This is a genomic window from Gulbenkiania mobilis, from assembly GCA_004346645.1.
Classification (GTDB): Bacteria; Pseudomonadota; Gammaproteobacteria; order Burkholderiales; family Chromobacteriaceae; genus Gulbenkiania; species Gulbenkiania mobilis.
Window position 1 is genome coordinate 61,881 of record SMDA01000009.1, and the last position, 11,711, is coordinate 73,591.

At 65.5% G+C, this 11,711-nt stretch carries 10 protein-coding genes and 1 tRNA gene; 9 read left to right on the forward strand and 2 right to left on the reverse strand.

Features of this window, described 5'->3' with window-relative positions; translation table 11 throughout:
- Nucleotides 1-92: 92 nt before the first annotated feature.
- Nucleotides 93-168, forward strand: a tRNA-Phe gene (locus tag EV669_RS12345).
- An 88-nt stretch (nt 169-256) separates the two neighbouring features.
- Here the strand turns inward: EV669_RS12345 and EV669_RS12350 are convergent.
- Together EV669_RS12350 and EV669_RS14260 are read right to left on the reverse strand one after the other, a co-directional pair.
- On the reverse strand, nt 257-862 hold the full coding sequence (locus EV669_RS12350; RefSeq protein WP_054284842.1) for a MarC family protein: 606 nt from the start codon (nt 860-862) through the stop codon (nt 257-259).
- Nucleotides 863-942: 80 nt separating this feature from the next.
- The gene (locus EV669_RS14260; protein WP_054284954.1) at nt 943-2,094 is read right to left on the reverse strand and encodes a THUMP domain-containing class I SAM-dependent RNA methyltransferase; all 1,152 of its coding nucleotides are present in this window, start codon (nt 2,092-2,094) and stop codon (nt 943-945) included.
- A gap of 966 nt (nt 2,095-3,060) precedes the next feature.
- Here EV669_RS14260 and mutY point away from each other — a divergent pair.
- The 8 genes from mutY (at nt 3,061) to rpsI (ending at nt 11,632) form a co-directional block, all read left to right on the forward strand.
- Complete coding sequence (gene mutY, locus EV669_RS12360; protein WP_132098852.1) at nt 3,061-4,107, forward strand: A/G-specific adenine glycosylase; 1,047 nt, start codon at nt 3,061-3,063, stop codon at nt 4,105-4,107.
- A 43-nt stretch (nt 4,108-4,150) separates the two neighbouring features.
- Entirely contained in the window at nt 4,151-6,358 is a 2,208-nt protein-coding gene (locus tag EV669_RS12365; protein WP_055434463.1) for a RelA/SpoT family protein, read from the forward strand.
- Nucleotides 6,359-6,419: 61 nt separating this feature from the next.
- Nucleotides 6,420-7,190 (forward strand): deoxyribose-phosphate aldolase, encoded by a 771-nt coding sequence (gene deoC / locus EV669_RS12370; protein WP_132098853.1) that lies wholly within the window; start codon nt 6,420-6,422, stop codon nt 7,188-7,190.
- 16 nt (nt 7,191-7,206) lie between these two features.
- Nucleotides 7,207-8,553, forward strand: coding sequence for a thymidine phosphorylase (gene deoA, locus EV669_RS12375; protein ID WP_318271461.1), 1,347 nt, complete (start codon nt 7,207-7,209; stop codon nt 8,551-8,553).
- Entirely contained in the window at nt 8,550-9,767 is a 1,218-nt protein-coding gene (locus EV669_RS12380) for a phosphopentomutase (RefSeq protein ID WP_132098854.1), read from the forward strand. The genes deoA and EV669_RS12380 overlap by 4 nt, the downstream gene beginning before the upstream one ends.
- A 25-nt stretch (nt 9,768-9,792) precedes the next feature.
- Nucleotides 9,793-10,503, forward strand: coding sequence for a purine-nucleoside phosphorylase (gene deoD / locus EV669_RS12385; protein ID WP_132098855.1), 711 nt, complete (start codon nt 9,793-9,795; stop codon nt 10,501-10,503).
- Between the two features lie 290 nt (nt 10,504-10,793).
- Entirely contained in the window at nt 10,794-11,222 is a 429-nt protein-coding gene (gene rplM, locus EV669_RS12390; RefSeq protein ID WP_054284836.1) for a 50S ribosomal protein L13, read from the forward strand.
- Between the two features lie 17 nt (nt 11,223-11,239).
- A complete protein-coding gene (gene rpsI / locus EV669_RS12395; RefSeq protein WP_054284835.1) occupies nt 11,240-11,632 on the forward strand; it encodes a 30S ribosomal protein S9 in 393 nt (130 codons plus the stop codon).
- Nucleotides 11,633-11,711 lie beyond the last annotated feature (79 nt).

Sequence of the window (11,711 nt, forward strand, 5' to 3'; positions counted from 1 at the left end):
GTTTTGGCAAAATATTTTGCCCAAACCCCTTGACGCAAAAAACGAGGTTTGGTTTAATGCAGACCTCGACGACGCAACGACGTCAGAGAAATGGCCCGGTAGCTCAGTTGGTAGAGCAGCGGATTGAAAATCCGCGTGTCGGCAGTTCGATTCTGCCCCAGGCCACCAGATTACACGCCCAGCCTCCAGGCTGGGCGTTTTGTTTTGTCTCCCGTATGCAAAAAGCCGGGCTCTGCCGGCTTTTCTTTCATCGTCGCTAGCGGTTGAACTGCTGGATGTAGGCAGCAACGCCGCTGAGCAGCATCTCGATCGAAATGGCCGTCAGCACCAGCCCCATCAGTCGCTCCAGTGCAGTAATCGCCTGTTCGCCCAGCAGCTTCTGAAGCCGCCCCGAAAACAGGAACACCACCGTCGTGACCGCCATTGACAGGGTCAGCGCTCCGATCCATTCCAGCATGCGTCCCGGCTCGCGCGTGGCCATCAGCAGCACCGTGGCCATGGCCGAAGGGCCGGCAATCAACGGAATGGCGATGGGCACGATGAAGGGTTCGCCGTTCATCTTTTCTCCACCGAAGACGCTGCCTTCGCCCGGAAAGATCATCTTGATGGCAATGAGGAACAGGATCACCCCGCCTGCGATGCGCATCGACTCGTCGGTCAGGTGCATCACGTCCAGAAAGTTCTGCCCGAAGAACATGAAAGTCAGCAGCACTAGGAAGGCAATGAAGCACTCCCGGTAGATTACGCGCCGGCGTCGCTCGGGCTTGACCTGCTTGAGGGCCGCCAGGAACAACGGGATGTTCCCAAGGGGGTCGGTGATCAGGATCAGCAGAATGGTGGCAGAGAGAAAGGAGGTTTCCATGGTGTGGCAAACGGGCGTTTCAAGGGTGGCGCGCGATTATCGCACAGCCGGGAAACCTCTTCCTCCTTGACGGGCAGGGCTTATTCGGTCGGTTCGGCCTTTTCACGCCGGGCGCTGCCTTCCACCATGCGGATGCCGTACAGGCGGCAGGCCAGCGAGCCGTTGTATAGCGGGGTACGGCGCTTGGGCGACAGGCGGATGTGCCCCGGGAACTCGGCGTCGGCCGTCAGGAAGTGCGCGGTCCAGCCGGCAAAGTACTGTTTGAGCCAGCTGCCTAGCTCGGGATACCACGCGACCAACGCCGCCTGTTCTTCCAGTCGTACGCCGTACGGCGGGTTGGTGACGATCAGTCCGGATGGGGCGTCGGGTCGGGTCTCGGTCACCTCGGCCACCGTCAGCACCACGCAACCTTCAAGGCCGGCATGGGCCAGGTTGCGGCGTGCGATCTCCACCATGGCAGGGTCTCGGTCACTGCCGCGGATGGCCAGCGGGACCGCTGGTCTTTCGGCCAACCTGGCTGCGGTGCGCACGCTTTCCCAGGTCACCGCGTCAAAATTGCGCAGCCGTTCGAAGGCAAACTGACGCAGGCGGCCAGGCGCCCGATTGAGCGCGATGTCGGCGGCTTCCACCAGGAAGGTACCGCTGCCACACATCGGGTCCAGCAGGGATTGGGTGCCGTCGTAGCCCGCCAAGAGGAGGATGCCGGCAGCCAGGTTCTCGCGTAACGGCGCCTCGCCCGTCTCCTCACGCCAGCCACGCTTGAAGAGGGCCTCGCCGCTGGTGTCCAGATAGAGTGTGGCCCGATCGCGTCGCAGGAACATCTGCAGCCGGATGTCCGGGCTGCGGGTATCCACGCTGGGGCGGCCAAGGCGAGCCTGGCGGAAACGGTCGCACACGGCGTCTTTCACCTTCAGCGACACGAAGTCCAGGCTGCGTACCGTGCTGCCGATGCCGTCGGTCTTGATCTTGATCGTGCGGTCGACGTCGAAAAAGCGCGGCCAGTCCACGGCCAAGGCAAGGCGGTAGAGGTCGTCCTCGGTCCGGTAGCCGCCTTCGGCCAACCTCACCAGAATGCGGCTGGCGGTGCGGCTTTCCAGATTGGCCCGCATCAGTGTGGCCATGTCACCGGCAAAGCCCACGCCTCCTTCCGTAGCGCGGATGTCGCTGGCGCCCACGGCGGCAAGTTCGGTCGCGAGCACTTCTTCCAGGCCGCGCGGGCAAGGCGCGAACATCGCCAGCCGACCCTGCAGGGAACTGGCCACTTCGCGCTGAGCGAGCGGGGCATCATCGCCGCGTGGTGGGCGCGAAGCGGGGAACGGACGCCGGGCTTCGCGCTCGGCATCAGGCCGGGCCGGGGGTATCTGTCCTTCTGGCCGGGGCCGGCTGAAGAGTGCGCGCGGGCGCTCACCGGCCTCCGGCGAGGGTGATCGGTCGTAGGGCGCGCGCGGTCCTGGGGGCACAGTACTGCCAGTGTGGCGCTCGTTGCGCGGTCTGTCCGCTTGGGGCGGCCTGTCCGGGCGGGAGAACAGCGGTCGCGCAGGCGAAGGCGCTGCCGCGTCTGCAGGCTTGCGCTCGGTCTCCTCCCGTCCGCTCGGGCCCCGGCCTTGAGCGTAGGGCGGACGCGGCCCGCCCTGTGGGCCGGCGCCACGCGTCTTGTCGTAGGCGGGGCGTGGACCGCCCGGCCGGGGGCCTTGGGGCCGCGCGCGCGGTGCCTCGCCCGTTTGGGCGGGGCGGCTGTCCGCATACGGCGGGCGCGGACCCTGCGGCTTGTCCTTGCCCGGGCCGAAGCCCGATGGCTTGCCGGCGCGCGGTGCGTTGCGCTCACCTTGGGCAGGTTTGCCTGCACGCGGTGCATCGCGGTCCTCAGGGGCGCTGCGGCGTGCGTCCTTGGCGTAAGGCGGTTTGGGGCCACTGCGAGGCGGAAGCCCCTTGCGGTCTGCCGGGCCCTTCGCGGCCGGTTTGCCGTCCGCTACCGCGTCGGGTCCCTCCTTGCGGAGTGTAGGGTCGCGTCGCAGGTGGGCGCGCTGGCGGGAGCGGAAGTTGGCCATGAAAAGTCCTTGTCATCGAATCCCTGTCATTCTAGCCGATTTCGTGCCCCCGTTCTTGGTCGGGGCCTGGCTTTGCGCTAACATGCCCGGTTCGATTGCGCGGGCGCCGGCTGGTACTGGCCGGTGCCCGCCGGTTTTTCGGGGGGCCGGATGCAGGAACATGAATTCGCCACGCGACTGGTGGCCTGGCAGCGTTTGCATGGCCGGCACGACCTGCCGTGGCAGGTGTCCGATCCCTACCGCGTCTGGCTGTCGGAGATCATGCTGCAGCAGACCCAGGTAAGCGCCGTGCGCGCCTATTACGCACGCTTCCTGGCACGCTTCCCATCGCTGCCCGATCTGGCCGCCGCTCCGGTAGAGGAGGTGCTGACGCTGTGGAGCGGGCTTGGTTATTACAGCCGGGCGCGCAACCTGCATCGGGCCGCCTGCATGGTGATGGACCGCTTCGAGGGCCGCTTTCCCGCAGTGCGCGAGCAGATCGAGCAGTTGCCCGGCGTGGGTCGCTCCACTGCGGCGGCGGTGGCCGTCTTCGCCTTCTCCCGCCGCGAGGCGATCCTGGATGGCAACGTCAAGCGGGTGCTGACGCGGGTGTTCGGCATCGAGGGCTTTCCCGGCGAACGTGCCGTGGAGCAGCGCCTGTGGAGCCTGGCCGAACGTCTGCTGCCGCAAGAACACGAGGCCATGCCAGCGTACACGCAGGGTCTGATGGATCTGGGGGCCACGGTCTGCACCCGGGGCCGCCCGGCCTGTACTGTTTGCCCGATGGTTGATGCCTGTCATGCCGCACAGCACGGGCGCACGGCAGACTTGCCCACCCCGCGTCCGAGGAAGATCATCCCTGTGCGACACACACTGATGCTGATGCCGGTAGCTAGCGGGCGCGTGTGGCTGGAGCGCAGGCCTTCCGAGGGCATCTGGGGCGGTCTGCTCAGTCTGCCGGAGGTGTCCGACACCACCGCAGCCGAGGACTGGGTGGCTCGGCACGGCGGTGGCGATGTACTGTCGGACTGGCCAGAAGTGGAGCATGCCTTCACTCACTACCGGCTGGTGATTACGCCCGTGCCCGTACGGTTGGCTGCGCCCCCGGTGGCACCTGGCTCCGGTGCGTGGCTGCCCTTGGCCGAAGCGCCGGATGCCGGCGTGCCGGCCCCGGTGAAAAAGCTGCTGCTGCGCCTGGCCGGTGCGCCGCCTGCCTGACCGCAATGCGCCCCCGGGCGCCTAAACCGACTGACTGGAGAATATGGTTTCCGTTGTCCGTTCCGTTGCCGATACGCTGGCAGGCGCCGCCGATCCCAATCAGTGGCTCGCCCAGCTGACCGCCCCGCTACCCGATAGCGACCGGGCCCAGCTTGAGCGCGCGTTCAACGAGGCGCGCACGCTGTATTCGGGCAAGACCCTGCCGCATACCGGGGAAGACCTGTTCTCGCATGCGGTGTCCGCGGCCGCCATCGTGGCCGACCTGCACCTGCTGCCGGATGCCATCGTCGCCACACTGCTCTTTGCCGTGCCCGACTATCAGCCGGCTTGGCAGGAGTGGCTGGCGACCCATTTCAATCCGACGGTCGCGGCCCTGGTGGACGGGGTCAATGGCGTGCGCCGCATCACCGAGATCGCCCGCCTGGACCGGCTGGGTACGCCCGAGGAGCGGTCGCGTCAGGCCGAAACCATGCGCAAGATGCTGCTGGCCATGGTGACCGACATCCGTGTGGTGCTGATCAAGCTGGCCTGGCGCACGCAGACGATGCACTATCTGCCCGCCTGCGACGAGGCAGTGCGCCGCAGTATCGCCACCGAAACGCTGGATGTGTTCGCACCGCTCGCCAACCGGCTGGGCGTGTGGCAGATCAAGTGGGAGCTGGAGGATCTCGGTTTCCGGCATACCGACCCGGAAAACTACAAGAAGATCGCGCGTCTTTTGGACGAGCGGCGTCTGGAGCGCATCGAATATATCGGGCGTGTGCTGGACACGCTGCGCACCGAGCTGCGCAAGGCCGGCGTGCGGGCCGATGTGGCCGGTCGTCCCAAGCACATCTATTCCATCTGGAAAAAGATGAAGAAGAAAAAGCTCGACTTTTCGGAGCTTTACGACATTCGCGCAGTGCGGATCCTGGTGGAGAAGCTGCCCGACTGCTATACCGCACTGGGCATTATCCATAGTATCTGGCAGCCGATTCCAGGCGAGTTCGACGACTACATCAGCCACCCCAAGGCCAACAACTACCGCAGCCTCCATACCGCAGTGATCGGCCCTGAGGACAAAGCGCTGGAAGTGCAGATCCGCACTTTCGAGATGCACGAGCACGCCGAGTTCGGCGTGGCCGCACACTGGCGCTACAAGGAAGGCGGTAAGGGCGACGCGGCGTACGAGGAAAAGATTTCCTGGCTGCGCCAGCTTCTTGACTGGCGCGAGGACATGTCCGCATCGGACAAGGAAGACCTGGCGCAGGCCTTCAAGACCGAGCTCTTTGCCGACACCATCTATGTGCTGACGCCGCAGGGACGGGTACTGGCCCTGCCGCAGGGGGCCACCGCCATCGATTTTGCCTATGCCATCCACACCGATCTGGGCCATCGCTGCCGCGGTGCCAAGGTGGAAGGACAGATCGTGCCGCTCTCCACGCCGCTGGCCAACGGCCAGCGGGTGGAAATCCTCACTGCCCGTGAAGGCGGCCCCAGCGTTAACTGGCTGCACGAGGGCTGGGTAAAGAGCCACCGGGCCATCTCCAAAATCCGCCAGTACATCCGGCTGCAGAATGCCGATACCGTGCGGGAGAACGGTCGCCAGCTGTTCGAGCGGGAGCTGGCGCGGCACCCGCATGTGCAGCCCAATCTGGGCGTTCTGGCGGAGAAGCTGGGCTTTGCCCGCATGGACGAACTCTTTGCTGCCCTGGGGCACGGCGAGGTGTCGATGAGAGCGGTGGCGCAGGCCATCGAGAGCTTTGCGCCGCCGCCGGCGCGGGATGTCGCCCCCGAAGACCTCGTCAAGCGCAGCAAGGGTAGCCATGATTCGGGTGGCATTCTGATCGAGGGGGTGGACAACCTGATGACGGTGCTTGCCAAATGCTGCCGGCCTGCGCCACCCGACGCCGTGGTGGGCTTCGTGACCAAGGGGCGCGGCATTTCCATCCACCGGTCCAACTGCCTCACCCTCAAGCGGCTTTCGGCCGATGCGCCAGAGCGCCTGATCACCGCGGAGTGGGGTGAGCAGAAGAACAGCGTCTTTCCTATCGATATCGAGGTGGTGTCGCAGGATCGCACCGGCCTGTTGCGCGAGATATCCGATGTGCTGTCGCGCGAGAAGCTGAACCTCATTGGTGTGAGTACCCTGTCTCGCGATACCCGTGCCCGCATGCGTTTCACCGTTGAGGTGCGGCAGGTGAACGACATCAACCGCGTGCTGGCCCGAGTGATGGAGCTGCCGGGCGTGACCGAAGCGCGCCGCGTTTGAACCTGGGCCGCCCCTGCGGTCCAAGCCTTGTGGCGCGTGTTGCCGCGCCGGGAGAAACAACATGTCCGATCTAGCACAGACTGCCCGTCGCGCCCTGGCGCTGATGGATCTGACCACCCTCAACGACGAAGATACCGATGCCAGCGTCGCTGCCTTGTGCCGGCGGGCGCGTGGTCCCGGAGGCAGTGTGGCAGCGGTGTGCGTGTTCCCGCGCTTCGTCGCCACCGCGCGCCGTGCGTTGGCCGAAGCGGGGGCCTCCGGCGTGAAGATCGCCACCGTCACCAATTTCCCTGCCGGCGATGCGGACATCGAGCGGGCCGAGGCCGAAACACGCGCCGCGATCGACGCCGGAGCCGACGAGGTGGATGTGGTGTTTCCCTATCGTGCCCTGATGGCGGGCGATGCGGAGACCGGCGCAGAGCTGGTGGCGCGTTGCAAGGCGGCCTGTGGCGACCGGGTACTGAAGGTGATCTTGGAAACCGGCGAGCTCAAGGACCCGGAGCTGATCCGCACCGCTAGCCTGATCGCGATTGCCGCCGGGGCGGACTTCATCAAGACCTCCACCGGTAAGGTACCGGTCAATGCCACCTTGGGTGCCGCCGGTATCATGCTCGCCGCCATCCGCCAGACCGGAGGCAGCTGCGGCTTCAAGGCCGCTGGTGGTGTGCGCACCGTCGACGAGGCCGCCGAATATCTGGACCTGGCCGAGCACGTAATGGGCGAAGGCTGGGTCTCGGCCGAGCGCTTCCGCTTTGGTGCGTCCGGACTGCTGGGCAGCCTGGAAGCCACGATTGCCGGTGAGATCCCGGCCCCCGGCCAGCCCGGCTACTGAGCGCGGAGGAGACTGCATGCTGTTCCTGCCGCAGGAAGTGATCCGGCAAAAGCGCGATGGCGGAACACTGGGGCCGGAGGCGCTGCAGCGCTTCATGGCCGGCATCGCCAGCGGGCGTATTCCCGACAGCCAGATCGCCGCCTTGGCCATGGCCATCTTTTTCCGCGGTATGGACACCGGCGAAAGCGTGGCGCTGACCCTGGCGATGCGCGATTCGGGGCAGGTGCTCGACTGGAGCGAGCTGCCAGGGCCGGTAGTGGACAAGCACTCCACCGGCGGAGTGGGCGACTTGGTGTCGCTGGTGCTGGGCCCGATGGTGGCGGCCTGCGGCGGATTCGTCCCCATGATCTCGGGGCGGGGGCTGGGCCACACCGGCGGCACGTTGGACAAGCTGGAGGCCATTTCGGGCTACCAGACCCGACCGGATCCGGTGGCCTTCCGGCGGGTGGTCCTGCAGGTTGGCGTGGCCATCGTCGGTCAGACCGAGGCGCTGGCCCCGGCAGACAGGCGTTTCTATGCGGTACGCGACGTGACGGCCACGGTGGAATCCATCCCGCTGATCACGGCGTCCATCCTTTCCAAAAAGCTCGCCGCCGGCCTGCAGGCGCTGGTCATGGACGTCAAGACCGGCAACGGGGCCTTCATGGCCACGCCGGAGGCGTCCCAGGCACTGGCCGAACGCATCGTGACGGTGGGGGAGGGGGCCGGCCTGCCCACCCGGGCGCTGATCACCGACATGAACCAGCCGCTGGCACCCGCCGCAGGCAATGCGCTGGAAGTGCATGCGGCGCTGGATTACCTCACCGGCAGCGCCCGCCCCGAGCGCCTGCATGCAGTGACGGTGGCACTGGGCGAGGCCATGCTGCTGGCCGCAGGGTTGGCCGAAGACGCGCCCCAGGCACGGGTGCAGCTTCTGGAAGCGCTCGAATCGGGCGCGGCTGCCGAGCGCTTCGGGCGCATGGTGCATGCGCTGGGCGGCCCTATCGACCTGCTGACGCGTCCGCATCGCTGGCTGGTGCCCGCCCCTGAGACCGCCGTAGTCACAGCGGGCCGCACAGGCTATGTCACAGCCATCGACACTCGAGCGCTGGGGCTGGTGGTCTGCCAGCTGGGAGGGGGGCGACAGCGGCCGGAGGACACCATCGACCCGCGGGTAGGGCTGTCCTGCCTCGCCGAGCTGGGGCAGGTGCTGACGGCCGACACCGTCCTGGCGCGCGTTCATGCGGCCGACCCGGCCTCCCTGGCCGAGGCCGTGGCTGCCGTGCGGGCCGCCTTCACCCTGGGCGATACGCCTCCCGAAATGCCGCTGCTCATTCGTAGCGTGCAGCCTATGCAACCTTCAACCGACAGGAAGCATCCATGAGCCGCCGCGTCATTCTTCTCGTGCTCGATTCCCTCGGCATCGGGGCGGCCGCTGATGCGGCAGAGTTCGGCGATGCCGGCAGCGATACCTTCGGGCACATCGCCGCCGAGGCCGACGCCGGCCAGGCCGACGTTGGCCGAAGCGGTCCGCTGACGATTCCATACCTTACCCGGCTCGGGCTGGCGCACGCGGCGGAGGCCGCCACCGGCCGCTTCCCTGCGGGCGTGCTCCGTATCGAACCGGAGGCTGCCTGGGGTTACGCCCAAGAGCTTTCCAGCGGCAAGGACACCCCGTCCGGGCACTGGGAGATGGCTGGTGTGCCGGTCCTGTTCGACTGGGGCTACTTTCCCGACCGGGAAAACAGCTTTCCGCCCGCGCTCCTGCAGCATCTGGTGGATGAGGCCGGCCTGCCCGGCTGGCTGGGCAACTGCCATGCATCGGGTACCGAAATCATCGACCGGCTTGGTGCCGAGCACATGGCCACCGGCAAGCCAATCTTCTATACCTCTGCAGACTCGGTGTTCCAGATCGCCTGCCACGAGGACACCTTCGGCCTGGAGCGGCTGTACACACTGTGCCGCATTGCCCGCGAGGCCCTCATGCCTTACAACATTGGCCGGGTGATCGCACGCCCCTTCGTAGGTACGGAGCCCGGCCGCTTCATGCGCACCGCTAACCGCAAGGATCTCGCGGTGGAGCCTCCTGCGCTCACGGTGCTGGCCCGGTTGGCCGAAGCGGGGGGGGCTGTGGTCGGCATCGGCAAGATCGCTGACATCTATGCACACACCGGCATCACCCGCACCGTCAAGGCCAGCGGTCTGGAGGGGCTGTGGCAGGCCACCTGTGATGCGATGGCCACCACCGCCGGCCCGGCCATCATCATGACCAACTTCGTGGACTTCGACTCCAGCTACGGCCATCGCCGCGACGTGGCCGGTTACGCCGCCGCGCTTGAAGCCTTCGACCGCCTGCTGCCTGCGCTGCTGCAGCGGCTGCGGGCGGACGATCTGCTCATCCTCACCGCCGATCACGGCTGCGACCCCACCTGGCCCGGCAGCGACCACACGCGCGAGTACGTACCCGTGCTGTGCTACGGGGCCGGCATGCCGGCTGGCCCGCTGGGACGTCGCGACACCTTTGCCGACATCGGCCAGAGTGTGGCCCATTTCTTGGGGCTGCCCCAGATGCCGTACGGCACCTCTTTTCTTGCCTGAGTCCTTTCATCCTCACGGAGCGCCCATGCCTACCCCTCACATCGCCGCCCAGCCGGGCGATTTTGCCGAAACCGTCCTGATGCCCGGCGACCCGCTGCGGGCGCAGATGATTGCCGAAACCTTCCTCGAGTCGCCTCGCCAAGTCACCGCCGTGCGCAACATGTACGGCTACACCGGCCTGTACAAGGGCCGACCAGTGTCGGTCATGGCCCACGGCATGGGCATTCCCTCCTGCAGCATTTACGCCACTGAACTGGTGCGCGAATACGGGGTGAAGAACTTGATCCGTGTCGGCTCCTGCGGGGCAGTATCCAGCCGGCTTGCCCTGCGCGACATCGTGATCGCCATGGGGGCCAGCACCGACAGCAAGGTCAACCGCATGCGTTTCATGGATCATGACTATGCTGCCATCGCCGATTACACCCTGCTGCGCCATGCAGTGGACGCCGCGGAACGTCTGGGCAAGTCGGTGCAGGTCGGCAACGTGTTTTCGGCCGACCTGTTCTATTCCGCGCAGTCGGGTATGCTCGACGTGCTGGCGCAGATGAACGTGCTGGCGGTGGAGATGGAGCTGGCAGGTATCTACGGTGTGGCCGCCCAGTATGGCGCCAGAGCGCTGGGCATTCTCACCGTCTCCGACGTCATCCCTACCGGCGAAGCGTCCAGCGCGCTCGAGCGGCAGCAAACGTTCGGCGACATGATCGAGATTGCCCTGGCTGCCACGGAGGCGCTCTGAGACTGTCGACCCTTATCGTGCACTGCACAAAAAAACTTGCAAAAAGCCTGACCCGTGCGGATAATCGTTAGTGCATCAGGACGTTTCATGCAATGTGTGCGTTTTGGTGTTGTCTCCTCCATCCTCCTTCTATAGGTGGAACTTGGCGCAATCGATCAAGACGGATTGCGCTTTTTTTTGCCTGCCGTTTCCCCCGCTTCCCAAGGAAATTCAAGGTGCTGCGGGTTTGACAGTCCCCGCCTGCTGCACTAGAATCCGGAACTTTCGAGAATTTACGATGGAAGAGTTCCATGAAGACCTTTTCTGCCAAGCCGCATGAGGTTAAGCGCGAGTGGTACGTGGTCGACGCTACCGACAAGGTGCTGGGCCGTGTAGCTGCTGAAGTTGCTCGCCGCCTGCGCGGTAAGCACAAACCCGAATTCACCCCGCACGTTGATACCGGCGACTACATCGTCGTGGTCAACGTCGACAAGCTGCGCGTAACCGGTGCCAAGGCACAGGACAAGAAGTACTACCGTCACTCCGGCTACCCGGGTGGTATCTACGAGCGCACCTTCACCGAGATGCAGGAAAAATTCCCCGAGCGCGTGCTGGAAAAGGCCGTGAAGGGCATGCTGCCGAAGGGCCCGCTGGGCTACGCCATGATCAAGAAGCTCAAGGTGTACGCCGGTAATGAACACCCGCACGCTGCCCAGCAGCCGAAAGTGCTGGAATTCTGATTTTCTGAGGCAACAAGATGAACGGTAAATACTACTACGGTACCGGCCGCCGCAAGAGCTCCGTTGCTCGCGTGTTCATGCAGAAAGGCTCCGGCCAGATCGTCGTGAACGGCAAGCCGGTGGACCAGTACTTCGCTCGTGAAACCGGCCGCATGGTCATCCGCCAGCCGCTGGCACTGACCGAAAACCTGGAGTCCTTCGACATCCTGGTGAACGTCGCCGGTGGCGGCGAGACCGGCCAGGCTGGTGCCATCCGTCACGGCATCACCCGCGCCCTGATCGACTACAATGCCGATCTGAAATCCGCCCTGTCCCACGCTGGCTTCGTCACCCGCGATGCTCGTGAAGTGGAGCGTAAAAAGGTCGGCCTGCGCAAAGCACGTCGTCGCAAGCAGTTCTCCAAGCGTTAAGCGCTTCGGGCCGTGGCCCGATTCTGCAAAAGCCGCCTCCGGGCGGCTTTTTGTTTTTGTGCCTCCCAGGCTGCGGAAA